This is a genomic window from Streptomyces hirsutus (genome assembly GCF_001418415.1).
GTDB lineage: Bacteria > Actinomycetota > Actinomycetes > Streptomycetales > Streptomycetaceae > Streptomyces > Streptomyces hirsutus.
Map to the genome: position 1 here is coordinate 1 of NZ_LIQT01000110.1, position 19002 is coordinate 19002.

Below are 19002 nucleotides of genomic sequence, written 5' to 3' on the forward strand. Positions count from 1 at the left end.
GACAGGACCTGGTCCTGCCTGACCCAGTTGCGCAGCCCCTCGGCGCTGACGCCGAGTTCCCGGGCCACCTCGGTGACGGTCCTGCCGGAGGAGCGGACCAGGGCGACCGCGTCCCGCTTGAACTCCTGCGTGTACCGCCTACTGCGGTTGCTCTTGTTTCCCACCTGGCACTACTTCCTCTGGAACCTCACGTCCCAGTCTCCAGGTGTCCAACATCAAGGGGAAGCTTCAAAGGGAAAGCGTCTCCCATGGCGTCAGATCTCTGCGGATGACACACAGTCGGTCACTCGCCGATCGCTGAGTGGGGTGGATGCCATACGTCCTGCGCATGGCAATATGCCGCGCATGCGCGACGGCGGGCAGCTCGGGACGGCTCAGCGCAGCACGTCCGCCCAGTTCGTGGGGACGCGGCCCGCCGGGCCGGGCGCCGGCTGGTCCGCCGGGTGGCTCACCGGCGGCGCGAGTTCGGGGCCGGTCTCGTACAGCTCGTTCGTGTCGTAGTTCCAGAACCAGCCCTCGCCCGGCTCGTAGCTGCGGATCACCGGGTGCCCGGTGGCCCGGTGGTGGGCGGTGGCGTGCTTGCCGGGGGAGTCGTCGCAGCAGCCGATGTGGCCGCACTGCGCGCAGCGCCGCAGATGGAACCACCAGCCGCCTGCGGCGTCGCACTCGACGCAGCCGGTGCCGCTGGGCTGGACGCGGGGGTCGATTCCGGTGTCGCTGGTCATGACGGCTCCTGGGATGTCGTACGGTCCTCGGACGTGAGCGGCGGCCCGTCGGACGAGGCGGAGGAGAGTGCCGTTCCGTCGGGTTCGACGGCTGCCAGGGGCAGCAGTACCCGGAAACGGGTGTCGCCGGGCGCCGACTCCACTCCGATGCCGCCGTGGTGCTTGTTGACGACGATCCGCCGGGAGATGTCCAGCCCCAGACCGGTGCCCCGGCCGACCGGCTTGGTGGTGAAGAACGGGTCGAAGATGCGGTCGCGGATCTCCGGCGGCACGCCGGGCCCGGTGTCCCGGAACTCGACGAGAAGCTGGTCGTCGTGGAGCGCGGTGCGCACGGTCAGCGTGCCGTCGCCGTCCGCGCCGTCCATCGCGCAGACCGCGTTGTCGATCAAGTTGGTCCACACCTGGTTCAGTTCCGCCGGGTAGGCGGGGATCCGCGGCAGCGTACGGTCGTACTCCTTGACGATCCTGATCCGCGGCCCGATCTTGCCGGACAGCATCAGCAGCGTGCTGTCGAGGAGCTCGTGCACGTCGGCGACCTGGTAGGGGGCACGGTCCAGCTGGGAGTACTGCTTGGCGGCGTCCACCAGAGCGGAGACTCGGGTGGTGGAGTCCGCGATCTCGTCCATGAGCAGCTCGGTCTCCACCGTGTAGTTGAGCCAGCCCACGGCGCCCGGCAGGATCTCCTGCCCGACGGCCGCCGCGACCTGCTCCAGCCAGTCCACGTCGAGCCCGGCCTGTACGAAGGTCGGCGCGATCTGCCAGCCCTGCTCGATGCCGTGGTCCTCCAGCCAATCGGTGAGGGCGTCCTCGCGGTCGGCCACCTCCAGCGGGGTGAGCACCGGTGCCTTGGCGACCCGCTCGGCGGTTCGTTGCTGGATGTCGATGAGATTCGCCAACTGGTCCCTGGAGAAAGAGCTTTCGGCGATGAGGGCGAGCTTGTGCCGCATCCTGGCCACCCGCTCCCGCAGCGTCGCGGTGGCCCGGACGGCCGCCGCCGCCGGGTTGTTGAGCTCATGGGTGAGCCCGGCGGACAACGACCCGAGCGCCAGCAGCCGCTCCCGCTGCCCTACGGCCGCCTGGGTGCTCTTCGCCCCGAAGAACAGCCCCTCCAGCAGATGCACCGCCATCGGGAACCACTCGCGCATGATGTCCGCGAACGTCTCGGCGGGCAGCACGAAGAACCGCGTCGGCTCCGTGACACGCATCGAGTTGTTGTAGACCTGCCGCAGCCGGCCCCCGAGGTACGCCTGCATGGCGCCCGAATAAACCCCGCGCTGCGAGGACCGGATGACCTCCACGTCGTCGCCACCGACCCGGCGGGAGAGCACCACCGTGCCCTCCAGCATCACGTAGAAGCAGGCGGCCGGCTCGCCCTCGGTGTAGACCGGGCCGGGATCGAACCGTTCCATCCGCCCCTCGCGGCACAGCCGGCCCAGCTGTTCGCCCGACAGCTTCTCGAACAGGAACAGCGAGCCGATCTCCTTCGGGCTGCACGGCATCGGCCGGCCGCTCATGACTGCTCCAGATACCGGTGGACGAGCATCACGGCCATGGCTCCCTCTCCTACGGCGGACGCGACCCGCTTGGCGGACTCCGCGCGCGCGTCACCCGCGACGAACACGCCGGGCACATTGGTCTCCAGGTGGTACGGCGGCCGGTCCAGCTCCCACCCGGGGGGCGGACGTCCGTCGGGCGTGAGGTCGGGCCCGGCCAGGATGAACCCGCGCCCGTCCCTCAGCACCATGCCGTCCAGCCAGTCGGTCAGCGGGGCCGCGCCGATGAACACGAACATCCACTGGGTGTCGACCAGCTCGCTCCGCCCGCTCGCCGTGTCGCGCAGGGTCAGCTTCTCCAGGTGGCCGGAGCCGTGCGCGGCCTCCACCACGGTGCCCGTGCGCACCGAGATGTTGGGGGCCTCCTCGATCTGCTGGACCAGGTAGTACGACATCGACGCCGACAGGGAGGAGCCCCGCACCAGCAGGGTCACCGACTTGGCGCCCCGTGCCAGGTACATCGCCGCCTGCCCCGCCGAGTTGGCGCCGCCCACGATGTAGACGTCCTGGCCCTGGCAGGACGGCGCCTCGGTCAGAGCCGAACCGTAGAACACCCCGCAGCCGGTCAGGTCCCGCGCGCCGGCCGCGGGCAGCTGCCGGTAGGACACCCCGGTCGCCAGGATCACGCTGTGTGCGGCGACCGCCGAGCCGTCCGAGAACCGTACGGTCCGGGCCGCGCCGCCCACCTCCAGGCCCGTCACCTCGCGCGTGGTGAGGATCTCGGCGCCGAACCTCGCCGCCTGCCGGCGGGCCCGGTCGGTCAGCTGGGCGCCGGAGACGCCGTCCGGGAAACCCAGGTAGTTCTCGATTCGGGAGCTCTGCCCGGCCTGCCCGCCGGTCGCCGAGCGCTCCACGAGCACCGTCCGCAGCCCCTCCGAGGCCCCGTACACGGCAGCGCCGAGCCCGGCCGGGCCGCCGCCCACCACGACGAGGTCGTAGAAGTCGGCCGCCGGTGTCGTCGCCAGCCCCACGTGGGCCGCGAGCTCCGGTGCCTCCGGCTCCAGCAGGGGCGTGCCGTCCGGGGTGACCACCAGCGGCAGCCGCTGCCCGTCCTGCCCGGCGGCGGCCAGCAGCCGCCTGCCCTCGGGCTCGTCGGAGGAGTACCAGCGGTAGGGCACCTGGTTGCGGGCCAGGAACTCCCGCACCTGGGACGACCGCGCCGACCAGCGGTGCCCGACCATCTTGGTGCTGGGCACCGGCCGGTAGTCACTGCGTCGCCAGGCCTGCAGCAGGTCGTCCAGGACCGGATAGAGCTTCTCCTCGGGCGGGTCCCAGGGCTTGAGGAGGTAGTGGTCCAGGTCGACGACGTTGATCGCGTCGATCGCCGCGTTGGTGTCCGCGTACGCGGTCAGCAGGACCCGCCGCGCGCCCGGGTACACGTCCAGGGCCTGTTCGAGGAACTCGATGCCGTTCATCTGCGGCATGCGGTAGTCGGCCAGGATGACGGCGACGAGGTCGCCGCGCAGTTTCAGCTCGCGCAGCGCGTCCAGCGCGGACTCGCCGGACTCCGCGCGCACGATCCGGTACGAGGCGCCGTAGCGCCGCCGTAGGTCCCGGGCGACGGCGCGGGAGACCCCAGGGTCGTCGTCCACGGTCATGATGACGGTCCGCGTCGGCTCCACGGCCTGTGCCATGTGTCTGCCACCCCGCGTGGTCGGATAGGCGGCCCGGTGCGTCCTTGCGGCACCGCGCCGGCTTTCGCCCATCGTATGTTCGATCGTCCCGATTTGTCTTAGTGTGCGGAGGGGCGGGACAGGCTGGCGGAGGGGGACCGGTGGCGCAAGGAGCAGGAGGAGCGCGCTGCCGCCGAGGCCCTGCAGAGGATGCCGCTGCGCGAGCAGCTCCCGCCGTTGTTCGAACCCGATCCTGCTGACTCTCACTTCCCTGCCATAGATGATCCTCGTTCCGATGTCATTTGAGATAGCTCCATGGCCCGCTAAATGTAGGAGAGACACGGGGTTGCTTCAGACATGACATGAGAACTGTTGATACAGGCATCTGAGAATCGCCTGTTCATTCCACTGGGAATCACAATACGAAGATGGTTGTGACCTGCTGTTTCACTCTGAAGGTGTTCAGTGAGGTGACCTTCACACGGCTCCATGCCGACCGCGTGTGCCGCCCGAATTCGCAGGCCTATCAGCAGGCTGTCCGAGGGTCGATGCGTATGGCACTGACGACTGTCGCTCGCGTGTGCTGCACCCTGAACCGATCGACGACGAGTCACTCCCGCTCGCGCGGGCTCTACCCTTTCTGGCCTGGTCATTCTGGCGCACTTTGCCTGTCATTCGCTCGCGACTGCTAGGGAAATGATGCCACATCAGGAATTGGGCCATACGGGGATAGACGGGCAGGGCGAGTGTGGATTTTAGTGGGCGTGAGGCTGTTTGCTCTGTTTTTCAGGCGATCAGGCTGCCGCGGGTTCAGGGGGTGGCAGCGTGTGGGGATGGGAGCTGTTGAGGATGCCCGGTACGACGGTGTAGACCTTCGTCCGTGGGGGAAATTCGATCATACGAGGGTGTATTCGCTGCTGTTCCACCTGATCGATGTGGGTGCGGTGGCCGCGGTGCTGTGGGGCTGGCTTTTGACCCCGAGCCAACGCAAGGTCATCAGCGCCGGGCTCGACATCCCGCAGGAGAATGCGCGTTCGCTGGTTTCTTTCCTGGCTGCCATGCATGACATCGGAAGGCACTGTCACGTTGGCTGACCCGGTGGGATGATCTTCGGGTTGATCACGCTGGGGAGGGATTGTCCGTGGACAGCGCGCCGCCGTCGTACAAGGGGCACCGGTACCCAGTCGAGATCATCTCCCACTGCGTATGGCTCTACTTCCGCTTCCCGCTGTCGTTCCGGGAGGTCAAGGAGCTGATGCTCGAGCGCGGTGTGACCGTCTCCCACGAGACGGTCCGCCGCTGGTGCGCCAAGTTCGGGCAGGCCTACGCCAACGCGCTGCACTGTCGGCGGCCTCGGCCTGGGGACACATGGCACCTGGACGAGGTCTTCATCAAGATCAACGGAGAGCGGAATTACCTGTGGCGGGCCGTGGACCAGGATGGCAACGTGCTGGACATCCTCGTGCAGACCCGCCGGGACAAGGCCGCGGCCAGGCGCTTCTTCCGCAGGCTGCTGAAGAGGACCGGTGCGGTGCCGCGGGTGGTCGTCACGGACAAGCTGCGTTCCTACGGCGCGGCCCACCGCGAGGTCATGCCCTCCGTCGAGCACCGCTCGCACAAAGGCCTGAACAACCGGGCCGAGAACAGCCACCAGCCCACCCGGCAGCGCGAACGCGCGATGAAGGGCTTTTGCTCCACCGGTGGAGCGCAGCGGTTTCTGTCCGCGTTCAGCGGCATCTCATCCCACTTCCGGCCCCGCCGCCACTTGATGGCCGCACCCGACTACCGCGCCGAGATGGCCCTCCGCTTCGCCATCTGGGAGCAGGTCACCGGCGTCGCCGGCCTGCCTGCCACGGCCTGAGCACAGGCCCCGAACCGGGCCCACCACGCCCCGACGACGCCATCAGACACTCACGCACCCAACAACGTGACAACGCCCCGCGTTGTACTTCGAGGGCCTTGCCATATGGATCTACACCTTCCTGGACCTACAAGATCCATTCTCAGTGTGTCCACATCCCAGGGGTCACCTCAGTCGTCGCCCTGGACCTTGCGGCACGGCAGCGAGTGACGATCATCTCGGCGCCCCGCGGGCAGCGGGAAGGCCTCCTTGTTGCGGGGCTGGGCTTCTCGGTCCGGTCGGGAGTGTCCAATCGCGTTCGTCTCGGTACTCGACCGACACGACGCCCAGCTGTTCTGGCTCGACCTGATCGGCGTGATCCGCGGTGCTCTGAACAAGGCGGCGGAGCTGCCGCCCGCAACGCCCGGCTTCGATGGCAGCGCCATGGTGGACCGGGTGCTGTCGGAGCTCGCCGAGACCGACAACCCCGTCACGCTGGTGCTCGACGATCTTCATGAGCTGGGCTCGGCGGAGGGCCTCGAACAGCTCACCTCGCTTCTGACCCGCCTTCCCGGCCGCGCGCACGCGATCCTCGCCACTCGCCGCGATCCTCCCCTGCGGCTGCGCAGGCTGCGTCTCACGGGCGATCTGGCCGAGAGCCGCGGCCCGCGGCTGCGCTTTGCCGAGGCCGAGACCCGCTCGCCCGCCTCAATCGTGAAGGCCGCGGCACCCGGGTGGCGATCCACCCGATCAGTCGGTCCCAGGTCGACCGGCCCCGCCAGTGTGTCGTGGAGTTCCGTACGCTCAACATCCGGCAACGGACGATCATGCCCCAGTGCGGCCGTCATGCCTGGCCAGCTCCGCCAAGCGCGACGGCTGGCAGCCGGTTGAGGATCTCGGTGTGCAGACGCGGCCACAAACCGGCTTTCGTCCAGATGGTGAACCGGCGTCCACGGTGCCGGGGTGACCGTTTCGTCAGTGCTGTGGTGTGCGCAGCAGGGAGTTGGGCAGGTAGGCGGACCGGATGCCCAGCTGCCATCCGTGTGCGAGGGAGGCGAGCGCGGCCAGCGCGGCGGTCCTGGCCGGCAGCAGGCTGCGCGGCGCCGGGTCGGTACCAACGCCCGCACGGTGTTCCAGGAGCCGTTCGGGCAAAGCATGTTCGAAGGCGGGCTGGTCGTCGTCGAGCAGTACGCGCAGCAGCTCCTGGTCCGGGTCCAGAGCGCCGGCCGCGTCGAGCCGTTCGGCGGCGCGGGCCCGCACTTCGGCGTCGGGCTTGTCCAGCGGGACGGGGCCGGGGAGGGCGCCGGGACAACGCCCGTGCACGATGGTCAGGTAGTTGCACAGCGCGTCCATCTCGGCGAGGTCGGCCGGGGTGCTTACCGACTCCCGCTTCGAATAGGGCACTCCGTCACGGATGGCAGGCGCGTAGTCCTCGTGCAGCAGCGGGCCGATGACCCGGCTGCGCTCCCACACGAGGCCGCTGATCACGCACAGGGCGAAGGCCCGGACCCAGGTCTGCGCCGTGGTCGCCGGGGACGCCGGTTCCCAGGTCTCCTCGTAGTGCATCTCTTCGCTGGTGAGCGTCTCGTCGACGAGGGGGAGGGGGACGTCCCAGTCGCCGCCGGGGAAGCAGCCCAAGCTCAGTTCTCCGAGGGCGCACTCCGCTGCGGTGAGCAGGACCGTGCGCGATGCCGGCGTGTCCAGGGCGGGATCTTCCAAGGTGCGGGCGGCGGCGAGGTCGAGGAGGTCGCCGCCCATCTCCCGCAGTCCCTGTCGCAGGGGACGCCCGTTGTGGCGCATGTCGGACCAATGCCCGATGGCCCGGCGGATCCCGCGCTGGAGGGTGTCTTCTATCCGCTGTTCGGCAACATCGTGGCGTGTCACGTCCTTGATCGTCATGCCCGCCATCCTGTCAACGGCCACCGACAGCGCCGTGCGTGGCTGCTGATCCTGACGCTGGACGCGGACTGTCCGCCCGGCGCTTACAAGCGGCTGCCGGACGGCCGGCACGTACCCGACCACGGAGACAACTCCGCAGGGGTCAGGCTCGGGGGAGTATCGGAACTCGGAAAGGTAGCTGGTGGAGTCAGCACGGATCAGCGCGTTCGGGGATCGGCCGCGGCGGTCGTCGCGGTTGCGGTGGTGGCCTGGAGGATCAGGTCGGCGACGGCGTCGGGGCGGGCGATCAGGGATACGTGGCAGGTATTGATCTCCACGGTGTGGGAGTGGGCGCGCTTGGCCTCGAAGCGTTCCTGGTCCGGGTTGATGGTCATGTCCTGCCGGCCGACGAGGGCCCATGAAGGGATGTTCTTCCACGCTGCGACCTTGGCCTTCTCCGAGAAGGCGGTGGTCGCTGCAGGCCGCTGGGCAACCGCCAGCAGGTTCGCCTCACTCGCCGGCAGGCAGGCCGCGAAGACCGGATGCACTTTGTCGCGCTTGAGGTACAGGTCGGTTCCGCTGACGCCGTCGGCCTGGTACGGCACGGACGTGGTGGCGGTGCCGAGGGCGCTGGGGAACCGGGCGGACAACGACATGCCGCTCTCACCGACGTCGGGCATCAGCGCCGAGATGTACACCAGGGACTTGACTTGGGGATTTCCTGCCGCGGCCGTGCTGATCACTGCTCCGCCGTAGGAGTGGCCGGCCAACACGATGGGCCCCTTGATGCTCTTCAGCACGGAGGCGATGTAGGTGGAGTCGCTGTACAGCCCGCGCAGGGGGTTGGCCGGGGCCATGACCGTGTAGCCGCGGCGTTCGAGCCGTTCGATCACTCTGTTCCAGCTCGAGCCGTCGGCGAAGGCGCCGTGCACCAGCACGATGGTGGGCTTGGCGCCGCCCGCTCCACGGTCCGCGAGGGCCGGGGTCGCCGGGGCCGTGCACAGGGCGGCGACGGCGCACCCCGCCGCCGTGACGTGGAGACGTCGTGTGCGGCGTCGTATGCCATGGACCGCAGATGCCGCCATGCTGTACTCCCTTTCCACCGGGGGCATGGCACATCAGCGTTCACGCATCGATGGCGTCGCGCCCGCCCATCCAGTGCAATCGGGTGAAAAAGAGACAGAACCCGGCCATCCAGGCAGCCGAGTGCAGCGTCGGGCCGGTAGGGCCCGCGCGCGTCGACGCCCTCGGTCAGCGCATGCAGGGCGACGTCTCGCGGTACGCCTTTCCAGGGCGTTTGCCGGCCATGTGGCAGCCTCCGACGTGCACAGCGGCGGGCGGTGAGCCGCGGTTGAGGCCGCTTTCGAGGATCCAGTCGTGTATGGGCGGCCGGGTCTGCTCTCTCCGCTGCCGCTCCTGCTTGCGGCGTTCGGCTGTGGAGATCTGCTGCCGTACCTGCTCGAGGGTGAGGACGAGTCAGGTCTCCAGGGTGCGGAGGCGGGGCAGGTCAGGTGGCAGATCGGTCTCATGTTCGACTCTGTGTTCGGGGTGGAAGACTGCAATCCAGAGGGCCGAAGATGCTGCACCGCCTCGCCGTGGACCCCGCCGACCTGACCCCGGCGCCACCCCGTCAGGTCCACCGGGAGGCAGCAGCCCGTGCCGTGCCAGGCCGTGCGACGGGCATTATCAGACATCCCCGGCTACGGCCGCCGATGGCTCCCATGTGTCCGTTGCCGGAGCGCCTGCGCAGGGGGACAGGGGCAAGCCGATGTGGTCCCTCATGAACAGCACGCTCATCTCCGGCGCGCACGACGCCGTCCTGGTGGACACGACCGTCACCTTCGGCCAGGCTGGCCGATTGGGCCGAGGGCCACTCCGCCCGTCAGGCCCTGGCCAAGCGCGACTGAGTGGGTTGTCGGCACCTGCGGAGTCAAACTGATCCAATCACGGCACCGCGCGCGTCGGCGTGACCGGCTGCCGCCGCGATGGGCGACTGGAGCCGCCGCACTGCTTCCAGATGGTCGCCGGTCCAGATGATGCGGATGCCAGTCCCCGTCGCCCGCCCGTCCGCATCACGCAGGTCCTGGCGGATCGCCTCGACCAGCCGGGCGTTGTGCTTCCGGTCGGACTCCAGCGGCTCCGGCACCGGCCCTTCGCTCTCCAGCCCCTCGGCCAGACTCTCGTACCACCGGAAGACCCGTTCCGCCATGACCAGCAGCTCCCTCTGCGCGGCGGCGCGGTCCTCGAGCGGTCGGCCGCCCGGGGCCCGCCGCCACAGCTCCAGGACCGCGTCGGCGGCCAGACGGAGCCCTACGACACCGGTGATCAGAGTCGTCGTCTGGCACAACGAGACGTCCTTCGCTCCGCGCTCGGCCAGGTAGGTCCTGAAGGCGTCGTCCAGTCGGCGAGCCGCGGCCGCCGCCCGGCGGCCCTCCTGCGGGCGCTCGATGGTTTCGGGCCTGAAAGTACAGCAGGACACCGCATAGCCCACTGCCCCGAGCACATAGCGCGCGCTGTCGACATACGCCTCCGCCAACGCCCTGGCGAGGGCGGCGGACGCGCCGCGCGGCCAGAAGAGCAGGCCGACGACCAGGCTCACCGCACAGCCGAGCGCGATGTCCTCGATACGGAACAGGATGACCGACAGGTCCGCTGGCTGGGCGATGTCGAACAGGATTACCAGGGTAAGCGTGAAGGCCGCCTGCCCGGCGGCGAACGAGATCGCGGCCGGGACGACGCCCGCGGCCATCACTGCGACGGGCAGCAGGATCCACAGCACGGTCGTGTGGTGTCCGATGAGCTGGAGCAGACCGGCGCCCAGGATCGAGCCGGCCAGGGTGCCGCCGAGGGCGCGGAAGACGTTCTGCCCGGTGCTGAGAGCGTTGGAACGCAGCACCGACAGGGTGCCCAGCGTGATCCAGAAGCCGTGCTGGACGCCGGTCACGTCGGCCAGCGCGATGCCGATGCCCAGGCCGATGGCGCCGCGGATGCTGTTGTGCAGCCATACGGAGTGCGGCTCGATATGTGCGGCGGCGCGTTCCGTGGCGCTGGTCAGGCGACTGGTCGGGGATCCGGGCTCGCGGCCGAGCAGGCGGTCCGGCCAGCTGCGGTGATCGGCGGTCCGGGCGATGTCGACGTGCCGGGCGATCTGCAGGACGATGAAGGCCACCTCCTGAGCCCGGAAGGTAACGTCGAGGCTGTCGACCAAGGTGTCGAGGCCACGCCTGCCACCGGAGCCGCCGCCCGGCATCGGCAGCCGGTTGACTGCCCCGTCCTCCAGCGCGGTCAATGCCTGACGGAGCTCCTCCACCCCGGCGCGCAGGCGGTCTGGCGTGATGCGCGGGTCATCGAGCATCTCCGCCGCCAGTTCCAGTACGGCGGCAGCGACCCTGCGCACCACCGAGGACTGCCGGGTGCCCGTCGAACCGTCCTCGACGGCGGGGGCGGCCTCCGCGAGGATCGCGCTCAGCCAGGTCAGCTCGTCGACCAGGCGGACCAGTGCCCGGGACTCGGTGGACAGGCTGGTGGGCCGGTAGGGGGTGGCGGTGAACGCCTGCTGCAGCTTCTGTGTGCTCGACCTGGTCTCCTGGGCGCAGGCACGGCACTCCCCGAAGGCGGGGCCAGCGGCACGGCCCGTGAAGTAGTCCGCATCGGTGCACAACTGCATCGCCGCAGCCCGGCAGACCCGAGCCGCCGGCGCGCTGAGCGGATCGGCCTGAGTCCTCGCCCACAACAGCCGGACCGCGATCACGGACGTCCCGGCCGCCAGCACCACGCCGATCAGCCGGTCGGGCAGCTGGGCCAGGGGAGCGGGCGCAGATACCGGCAGGATGAACGCCAACAGCAGCGACGTCGTGGCGCCGGCCAGGACCGAGCTGACCACGCCCGAGAAGAGCACGACGAAGCCCACCACCAGCGTTGCAGCAGTCGCGATCCAGACCGACCGCGACGCGAGGGTGCCCAGTGAGACCAGCACCAGCCAGGCCGCGCCGAGCGCCGCATGCGCACGCAGCCGCTGCACCACGGGGCCGGTGTATTCGACCAGCAAGAGCATCGCGAACGCGCCGAACGCGGCGAAGGTGCCCGTGACCGGCGCGTGGAAGACCTGGGTGCACAGCGCGAAGAGGGACGGCATCACCACCGCGGTCCTGGCCGCCCGCCGCATGGCGGCGAGGCCCGGATCCCGGCGGCGCAACCACGCGGTGAACTGACGCATCTGAATCATCGCAATCCGCCTCGGCGAGGTGGTGGCACGGCAACCAAGCAGTGTCTTCCATCCATCCTGAGCCGCGATGCGCCGCAGTAGGGCGAGAACCTCGGGGCGACGCCACAGGCAGCGGCCACGGACACGGAGTGTCCGTCTTGATAGACGGACAGGGCGCTGGCGGCAGAGTCGTAAATGAGACGGGTGCCGTTGTCGGCCACCTGCTGGACATGGAACGCCGCAGGACGGGAGATGCGCCGGCATCCGGCAGGAACCGGACCAACTCCCTGGAGACGGACGGGATGTCGACGAGCAGCCAAAGCCGGCAGCAGACATTCGGCTGCCCGACCGAGGTGCAGTTTAGGGTCGTCTACAAGATCCGTACCGGGCTCTCCCGGCGCGACCTGCCGGAACGCTACGGGCCGTGGCAGACGGTGTACACCCGCTTCCGCCGCTATGCCTTGGACGGCGTGTTCACCTGAGGGCGCTGTCACGTTGTATGAGTGTCTGATGGCGCCGTCGGGGCTTGATGGGCTTGCGCTTAGGGCCTGGGGTCAGGCCGTGGTGGACCGGTCGGCAGCGCCGGTGATCTGGTCCCAGACGGCGAAGCGAACGGTCATCTCGGCTCGGTCTCCGCAGTCTGCGGCCACCCGCCTGCGTCCTGCGGAACACTCCCGCGTCGGCGGGGAGGGCAGCTTGCAGTACCGCTGCGCCTCCTTGGCCATCGGCACGATCGCCGCGGCCATCGACGGTCCCGTTCTGGGAGTGATTCCCGCCCCGGTCATTCCGCTCATGCTGGCCCTGACCCTGCCGGCAACCGCGGCCGCCTTCACCACCAAGCTGCTCGGCACCCACCTCGGCCCCGCCGGACTTCCCGTCGCCACCTCCTGCTGCTCACCGTCGGCAACGCCACCAGCGGTGCCACGATCGGCGCCGACCTGCTGCCCTCCGCAGCCCGAGCCGTCTCCGCGCTGCTGCCCCCGGCGCCGCCGTTCGCATCATCACCGATCTGAGCTACTTCGACGGCGCGCATGCAGCAGGCCCCGTTGTCACACTGGCGCTGTGGGCCGTCGGCGCCGCGCTGCTGCTCGGCCTGTGCGGCAGTCCACCGCGGCGGCGCACGACGACCACCGCCTGACGCGTGCACCCGAGCTGCACCAGCGGCTCCCGCTCCGCTACTTAGCTACTCCCGAGGAGATCGACCAATGGCTGCCAGCAACCTTGTTCTCATCGCCAACGCCGGTGGCGTCGGCCGTACGGTCCTCGAGCAGTTGCGCGGGCAAGGCGTGCCGGTACGTGCCTTGGTTCACCACGACGACGATCGTGCGGCCGGGTTGCGGGTGCTCGGCGCGGAAGTCGTCGTCGGCGATCTGACCCGACCCGAATCAGTCGCGGCCGCGCTGCAGGGCGTCCGGCGGGTGTACTTCGCCCTGCCGGTATCGCCGGACCATCTGCTGGCGACGACCGTGATGGCCAGCCTGGCACGCGAGCACCGGGAACTGGACGCTCTGGTGGGCATGTCGCAGATGACGGTGTCCCAGATGACCTCCACCAGCACCACGGAGTCCCACCAGCAGCGGCTGCACTGGCTGGCGGAACAGGTCCTGAACTGGTCAGGCCTGCCAGTGGTGCACATCCGGCCGACGTCGTTCCTGGACAACCCGCTGTTCACCTCGCTGGCGGCACAATCTATCCGGAGGAACGGAACGATCGAGCTGCCGTTCGGGACCGGGCGCACGTCGCCGGTCGCCGTGGACGACGTCGCCCGGGTGGTCTCCACTGTGCTGCGCGAGCCAGCCCGGCATATCGGTAACGTCTACGAGCTGACGGGGCCCCGCACGGTCAACATGAACGAGATGGCCGAAGAGTACTCACGGGCGTTGGGACGTCCGGTGTCCTACGTGGATGTGCCGCTGGAGTGGTGGCGAACCGAGGTGCTCGCCAAGGTGGGCCTGCCGCCGCACACCGAAGAGCACATCGCCACCATGGCTCGGCTGCACCGTGAGAATCGCTACGACCGTGCGTCCGACGACGTCGAGCGTGTGACGGGTGTACCCGCCCAGACGATCGAGGCGTTCGTGGCCGCCCACCAAGACTTCTACCTAGGCTGAACCGCACGGACCGTGTGCCGATCGAAAAGTCATCGTCGCCGGTCAAGCGATGTAGCGGTACTCACTGATCACGCCGCCGAGGATCTGGGTCCGCAGCACTCGGCGGGCGTTGAGGTCGTGCACTGTGGCGTCGGGCCGTTCCTTGGCATCAGGCGGTAGTTGCTGTCGGGCTTGGTGAGGTCGGTGGGCGTTGTAGTGCCGCTGGCAGGCGGCCAGGACCTGGCGGGCGTGGGCCCCGTTCACGATCAGGGCGTGGTCGAGGGCCTCGCGCCGGATGCTGCCGCTGATTCTCTCGCCGTGGGCGTTTATCCGAGGAGCCCGTGGCACGCTCTTGACGACGTCCAGTCCCCTGGCCTCGAAGACCGCGTCACACGCCGCACCGTACTTGCCATCACGATTCCGCGGCAGGAACCGCAGAGACTCCATGCGCATGCCCAGGTCGGCGGCGAGGTTTCGGGCCTGTTGCACGGCCCACTCCCGGGTGGGCTGGGCGGTGGCTTTCGGTGATGTGCAGGCGTCTTGTGCCGTGCTCGAGGAACGCCGACGCGTACAGCCTCTTGCCGAGTGCGGTGTCGAGGTGGGAGAAGTCTGCCGCGATGATGCCCTCGGCCTGGGTGGTGAGGAACTCGCGCCAGGTCGGGCCGGAGCGGCGCGATGCCGGGTCGACACCCGCGGCGTTGAGGATCTTCCAGACCGTCGAGGGGGCGATCCGATGTCCGAGTCGAGCGGGCTCCCCTTGGATGCGCCTGTGCCGCCGCCTCGGGTTCTCCTGGGCCAGTCGCAGGACGAGCGTCTTGATCGCCGCTCGGGTGGGCGGGCGTCCGGTGCGTCGGCGTGCGGTGCAGTCCCACGTGGCGGCGATGAACCTGCGATGCCAGGCGAGCAGGGTGGCGGGGGTGACCGGGAAGACCTCGCGCCGGCACCGTCGGGGCATCGCCCGCAGAGGGCGGCGAACCAGAACCGGTCGGCCGGCTCGTAGCGGACCAGCCGCCGCTGGGGAGGCGTACAACCACCTGCGTGACAGGCCCGTGCGGGATTTCGTCCCCGTCCTGGTGGAACGCCGAGCCCGCCGTATCCTGGCCGACCTCCCTGATCCGGGCGAAATGGACTGATCGGGCGGTCACCTCTGAGTTGGCACGCCGACCTCGTGGCCTGTGCCGGTGGGGCTGTGGTCTCACTTGGGGAGCCTGCCCCAGGCGCTGCTCCTCGCGGCGCCCTCGCTGGCCCCTCTCCCCGCTGATCACTTCGGTGGCTGCGCCGACGGCAATCGCGACGGGCCACTCCAGCGCTCCAACCACGCCGAAGGCACCGAGCAGGCCGTAAAACGCCAGTTGGCGAGGGGACGGCCGAGGCGAGCCTCCCCTCTTAACGTGGAGACACCATGGCGGAAGGGGAAGTCGGGAGTCATGGCGTCGGGGAAGCGGAAGTTCGATGCGGAGTTCCGTGAGGGGGCAGTACGCATCATGACCGAGTCCGGGAAGCCGGTCCCGGAGGTCGATGGGGGCGTTGTCACGTTGACGGGTGTGAGCGGCCGGCGGCGTGTTGGGGCCTGGCCGGTGTGCTGAGTCAGGCCGCCGCGGCCAGGCCGGTGCTGCCGGTGACCTGATCCCAGATGGCGAAGCGGATGATCATCTCGAGGCGGTGTTCGCCGGCGGTCATCAGGTGGCGGCGTGCCCTGAAGTGGGGTGAGATCCCGCTGAAGGCGGACAGGAACCGCTGGGCTCCGCCCACGGAGCGGAAGCCCTTCATCACCCGTTCGCGCTGCCGGGTGGGCTGATGGGAGTTCTCGGCCCGGTTGTTCAGGCCCTGGTGACAGCGGTGCCCGACCGAGGACATGACCTCGTGGTGGGCCGCTTCGTAGGAGCGGAGCTTGCCGGTGACGACCACGTGCGGCACGGCGCGGGTCGTCTTCAGGAGCTTGCGGAAGAAGCGCCGGGCCGCGGCCTTGTCCCACCGGGACTGCACCAGGATGTCGAGCACGTTCCCGTCGGCGTCGACGGCCCGCCACAGGTACTTCAGCCCGCCATTGATCTTGATAAGACCTCGTCCAGGTGCCATTTGTCCCCGGGCCGGGACCGGCGGCGGCGCAATCCGTTCGCGTAGGTCTGGCCGAACTTCGCGCACCAGCGGCGGACGGTCTCGTGGGAGACGAGCACGCCGCGCTGGAGCATCAGCTCCTCGACCTTCCGGAACGACAGCGGGAAGCGGAAGTACCGCCACACGCAGGGCGCGATGATCTCCACCGGGTACCGGTGCCCCCTGTACAACGGCGGCGCGGACGACACGAGCGAACCCCTCCCCGGCACGACCAACCAGAAGATCACCCCAGGCCGGTCAGCCAACGTGACAACGCCCCTGAGTAGCAATGATGACTTTCCGAGCCCCACAAGGTAATCGGGGCGGCCGCGTAGCTCAGGAGGCTTACGGTACGTTCGCGCTCATGGCGCGGAAACAATGGCTGTTGGTGGGGCTCGCCGCGGTGCTGACCGCTTGCTCGGTTGCGGACCGGACTCCTGAGGACCGGGCCGTGGCGATCGAGGGGATATGGCAGAGCGCCGGATACGGCTACGTCTTCGACATCGCCCGGGACGGTGCGGGGAAGACGCGGCTCACCTCCTACGAGCAGACATCGGTGAGCTGCCTCCGGGGGGACTTGTTGGCACCGGTGGGCCGCGATGGCGAGGCAACGGCCTTTGGTGAGGAGGGTGAGGTCGAGCTGGTCGTCCGCAGGCAAGGAGGCCATCTGATCGTGCGGGAGCCGGGGTCGGCCGGGCACATCCGCATGAACCGGCTCGAGAAGCTGCCCGGCTGCCCGTCCGCGGTCTCGAGGAACGCGGCCGACCGTCGTCTGCAGACCTTCGACGTCTTCTGGCAGAACCTCGCTGAGCACTACCCGCCCTATGCGCACCGGAGGCTTGATGCGGCGGGCAGAAAGCGCGACCGGGCGGCCCTGGCCATGCACAACACCGACCGGATGCTCGGCAAGCTGCTGGGTGACACAGTCAGCGAGCTCGGCGACATGCACACCGGTATCGAGGGGGAGGACCTCAGCCTGTACGGCAAACGGCCGGGCACACGCGACTCGGCCGACATGAACACGGATGCCTTCCGGCCCGCGATCGAAGCAAGGCTGGGCAAGCGGCTCACTCCCGTCATCGACGACAAGGTGGAGTACGCGAGCGGGCTGCCGGGCCACCTGGGATACCTGCGCATCACGCAACTCGACGATTTCGCGGACGAGTCGTACGACGTCGACCGGGAGAAGTTCGAACAAGCCCTGGACACGGTGTTCGCCGTCGCGGAGCAGGACGGCTGGCGCGGCCTCGTGCTCGATCTGCGCCTCAACGAGGGCGGTTTCGACGGCCTCAGCCTCGAACTCGCCTCCCGGCTGACGGACACGCCCCATTTCGCGTTCCAGAAGCGGGCGCGCGACACGCAGGCGGCCTCCGGGTTCACGCCGTACGAGAAGCTGCAGGTGTCTCCCAGCGCTCGCCCCGGCTTCCACGGACCGATCGCGCTGCTGGTCAGCGACCTCACGGTGAGCGCAGGCGAGACGGCGGTCATGACGCTGCTGAACCGCTCGCCGAAGCCCACGTTGATCGGCCGCCCGACGCAGGGCATCTTCTCGGACCAACTGTCGCGGACACTGCCCGGCGGCTGGTCCCTCGACCTCAGCAACGAGGACTACCGGAACGCGGCCGGGCAGAGCTTCGAGGGCCGTGGCATCCCGGTGCCGCAGGAGTTCCGTACCCCTGTCTTCACGGCCACGGAGATCGGACGCCGCTGCGATTCGGCCGTCGCCCGCGCCCTCGACCATCTCGCGAACAAGCCGCCGGCAACGACAACGCCATGCCCCCGCGGATCCACCTGATGGCATTGTCACGTTGGCCGACCGGCCTGGGATGATCGTGTGAGGGCTCGGAAAGTCATCGCCGCAGGTCGGGACGGTGGAGCGTTCTCGGCTGGGACCATGTCCGCCGTGATCTTCTCCATGCTGTACAAGGTGGCCCGCAAGCTGCTGTCCGTCCCCGGTGCGCTGCTGCGCCGTGACACTGCGAAGGACGCGGAGGTGCTGGTGCTGCGGCACGAGAACGCCGTGCTGCGCCGCCAACCGGACGGCCCGGTCCGCTACGAGCCGGCGGACCGGTTCTGGTTCGCCTGTAGGGTGCCAATACTCACGCATAGCCCCTGAGCAGGCACTTTGCTGCTTCAGGTGATCATGGCAAGCTCGGACTGCATGGCGTTGCGCATGCTCTACCTGATCTTCCTCCGACTCCTCGCACTGCTCGTGCTGCTCTCCCGCTCGGCGGAGGCCAAGGACATCGAACTACTCGCGCTGCGCCAAGAGAATACGGTGCTGCGCCGCCAGCTCGGCGTCCGGCCACGCCTTACCTGGCCGGACCGCGCGGTACTCGCCGCCCTCGCCCGGCACCTGCCGAGCAGGCTGTGCTGAAACCGTCTGGTCACCCCGGAACCCTGCTGTCCTGGCACCGCTGGCTGATCCGCTGGAAGTGGGAGCAGAAACCCGCGCGCACCGGGCGGCCGCCGATCTCCGAGGAACTCACCGCCCTCATCCTGCGCCTGGCCCGCGAGAACCCGGCTTGGGGCCATACCCGCATCCAGGGTGAACTGCGCCGCCTCGGCCACCGCGTCGGCGCATCCACCGTCCGCCGCATCCTGCGCTGCGCCGGCCTGGGCCCCGCACCCCGGCGCAGCCCCAGCGGAGGTCCGGCCTGGCGCGAGTTCCCGCGCGCCCAGGCTTCCGGCCTGCCGACCGCAGACTTCTTCCACGTCGACACCGTGATCTTGAAGCGGCTGTACGTGTTCTTCGCCCTGGAAGTCGGCACGCGCACCGTGCGCATCCTCGGCGTCGCCGCCCACCCCACCGCGGCCTGGGCCACCCAGCTCGCCCGAAACCTCATGGCCGACCTCGGCGGCCGCGCCGCCGGCTTCCGCTACCTGCTGGGTGACCGCGACAGCCGCTACCCCCCAGGCGTTCGATGCCGTCTTCACCGCCGACGGCATCGAGATCCTCAAGACCACACCGCAGGCACCAAGGAGGAACGCGCACGCCGAGA

The 19002-nt window shown here is 69.2% G+C and carries 17 protein-coding genes and 4 pseudogenes; 10 read left to right on the forward strand and 11 right to left on the reverse strand.

The window, feature by feature from the left end:
- From AOK11_RS46670 to AOK11_RS09370, 4 genes are all read right to left on the reverse strand, one after another.
- Nucleotides 1–164 (reverse strand): transposase (locus tag AOK11_RS46670; protein WP_079034730.1); only part of this gene is annotated, 164 nt, incomplete at its 3' end.
- Nucleotides 165–374: 210 nt separating this feature from the next.
- Entirely contained in the window at nt 375–725 is a 351-nt protein-coding gene (locus AOK11_RS09360; RefSeq protein ID WP_055593201.1) for a UBP-type zinc finger domain-containing protein, read from the reverse strand.
- The gene (locus AOK11_RS09365) at nt 722–2239 is read right to left on the reverse strand and encodes an ATP-binding protein (protein WP_055593202.1); all 1518 of its coding nucleotides are present in this window, start codon (nt 2237–2239) and stop codon (nt 722–724) included. The genes AOK11_RS09360 and AOK11_RS09365 overlap by 4 nt, the downstream gene beginning before the upstream one ends.
- Complete coding sequence (locus tag AOK11_RS09370; RefSeq protein ID WP_055593203.1) at nt 2236–3912, reverse strand: NAD(P)/FAD-dependent oxidoreductase; 1677 nt, start codon at nt 3910–3912, stop codon at nt 2236–2238. Before AOK11_RS09370 ends, AOK11_RS09365 begins: the two co-directional genes overlap by 4 nt.
- An 812-nt stretch (nt 3913–4724) precedes the next feature.
- Between AOK11_RS09370 and AOK11_RS42720 the strand changes: the two genes are divergently transcribed.
- The 3 genes and pseudogenes from AOK11_RS42720 to AOK11_RS44630 form a co-directional block, all read left to right on the forward strand.
- Nucleotides 4725–4985: an HD domain-containing protein gene (locus tag AOK11_RS42720; protein WP_276204811.1), complete on the forward strand. Its 261-nt coding sequence runs from the start codon at nt 4725–4727 to the stop codon at nt 4983–4985.
- Between the two features lie 41 nt (nt 4986–5026).
- On the forward strand, nt 5027–5752 hold the full coding sequence (locus AOK11_RS09380) for an IS6 family transposase (RefSeq protein WP_107098539.1): 726 nt from the start codon (nt 5027–5029) through the stop codon (nt 5750–5752).
- A gap of 677 nt (nt 5753–6429) precedes the next feature.
- Nucleotides 6430–6546, forward strand: a pseudogene (locus AOK11_RS44630) (transcriptional regulator); the annotation flags it as partial.
- 160 nt (nt 6547–6706) lie between these two features.
- Here AOK11_RS44630 and AOK11_RS09390 read toward each other — a convergent pair.
- The 4 genes from AOK11_RS09390 to AOK11_RS09405 form a co-directional block, all read right to left on the reverse strand.
- Nucleotides 6707–7630, reverse strand: coding sequence for an Imm49 family immunity protein (locus tag AOK11_RS09390; protein ID WP_240497270.1), 924 nt, complete (start codon nt 7628–7630; stop codon nt 6707–6709).
- Nucleotides 7631–7827: 197 nt separating this feature from the next.
- Entirely contained in the window at nt 7828–8694 is an 867-nt protein-coding gene (locus AOK11_RS09395; RefSeq protein WP_055593207.1) for an alpha/beta fold hydrolase, read from the reverse strand.
- Between the two features lie 166 nt (nt 8695–8860).
- On the reverse strand, nt 8861–8938 hold the full coding sequence (locus AOK11_RS46675; protein WP_364743994.1) for a hypothetical protein: 78 nt from the start codon (nt 8936–8938) through the stop codon (nt 8861–8863).
- A gap of 601 nt (nt 8939–9539) precedes the next feature.
- A complete protein-coding gene (locus tag AOK11_RS09405; protein ID WP_055593209.1) occupies nt 9540–11834 on the reverse strand; it encodes an FUSC family protein in 2295 nt (764 codons plus the stop codon).
- Between the two features lie 344 nt (nt 11835–12178).
- On the opposite strand from AOK11_RS09405, the pseudogene AOK11_RS44635 reads away from it, so the two are divergent.
- A pseudogene (locus AOK11_RS44635) lies at nt 12179–12289 on the forward strand (transposase); the annotation flags it as partial.
- A 78-nt stretch (nt 12290–12367) separates the two neighbouring features.
- Here AOK11_RS44635 and AOK11_RS43860 read toward each other — a convergent pair.
- The gene (locus AOK11_RS43860) at nt 12368–12598 is read right to left on the reverse strand and encodes a hypothetical protein (protein WP_206188804.1); all 231 of its coding nucleotides are present in this window, start codon (nt 12596–12598) and stop codon (nt 12368–12370) included.
- A 420-nt stretch (nt 12599–13018) separates the two neighbouring features.
- On the opposite strand from AOK11_RS43860, the gene AOK11_RS09420 reads away from it, so the two are divergent.
- Nucleotides 13019–13924, forward strand: coding sequence for an NmrA family NAD(P)-binding protein (locus tag AOK11_RS09420; RefSeq protein WP_055593212.1), 906 nt, complete (start codon nt 13019–13021; stop codon nt 13922–13924).
- A 42-nt stretch (nt 13925–13966) separates the two neighbouring features.
- On the opposite strand, the pseudogene AOK11_RS44640 reads toward AOK11_RS09420, so the two are convergent.
- A pseudogene (locus AOK11_RS44640) lies at nt 13967–14911 on the reverse strand (integrase core domain-containing protein).
- 41 nt (nt 14912–14952) lie between these two features.
- Between AOK11_RS44640 and AOK11_RS46680 the strand changes: the two are divergent.
- On the forward strand, nt 14953–15036 hold the full coding sequence (locus AOK11_RS46680; RefSeq protein ID WP_420902978.1) for a three-helix bundle dimerization domain-containing protein: 84 nt from the start codon (nt 14953–14955) through the stop codon (nt 15034–15036).
- Between the two features lie 454 nt (nt 15037–15490).
- Here the strand turns inward: AOK11_RS46680 and AOK11_RS38625 are convergent.
- Nucleotides 15491–16209 (reverse strand): annotated as a pseudogene (locus tag AOK11_RS38625) (IS6 family transposase).
- Between the two features lie 155 nt (nt 16210–16364).
- Here AOK11_RS38625 and AOK11_RS09440 point away from each other — a divergent pair.
- The 4 genes from AOK11_RS09440 to AOK11_RS38635 all read left to right on the forward strand — a co-directional run.
- A complete protein-coding gene (locus AOK11_RS09440; protein ID WP_157869312.1) occupies nt 16365–17795 on the forward strand; it encodes a S41 family peptidase in 1431 nt (476 codons plus the stop codon).
- 99 nt (nt 17796–17894) lie between these two features.
- On the forward strand, nt 17895–18116 hold the full coding sequence (locus tag AOK11_RS09445; RefSeq protein WP_055593216.1) for a hypothetical protein: 222 nt from the start codon (nt 17895–17897) through the stop codon (nt 18114–18116).
- 27 nt (nt 18117–18143) lie between these two features.
- Nucleotides 18144–18377: a hypothetical protein gene (locus AOK11_RS44645; RefSeq protein WP_240497271.1), complete on the forward strand. Its 234-nt coding sequence runs from the start codon at nt 18144–18146 to the stop codon at nt 18375–18377.
- Nucleotides 18371–19002, forward strand: a 632-nt coding sequence (locus tag AOK11_RS38635; RefSeq protein WP_240497272.1) for a helix-turn-helix domain-containing protein, incomplete at its 3' end; no start/stop codon positions are given. The genes AOK11_RS44645 and AOK11_RS38635, both read left to right, overlap by 7 nt.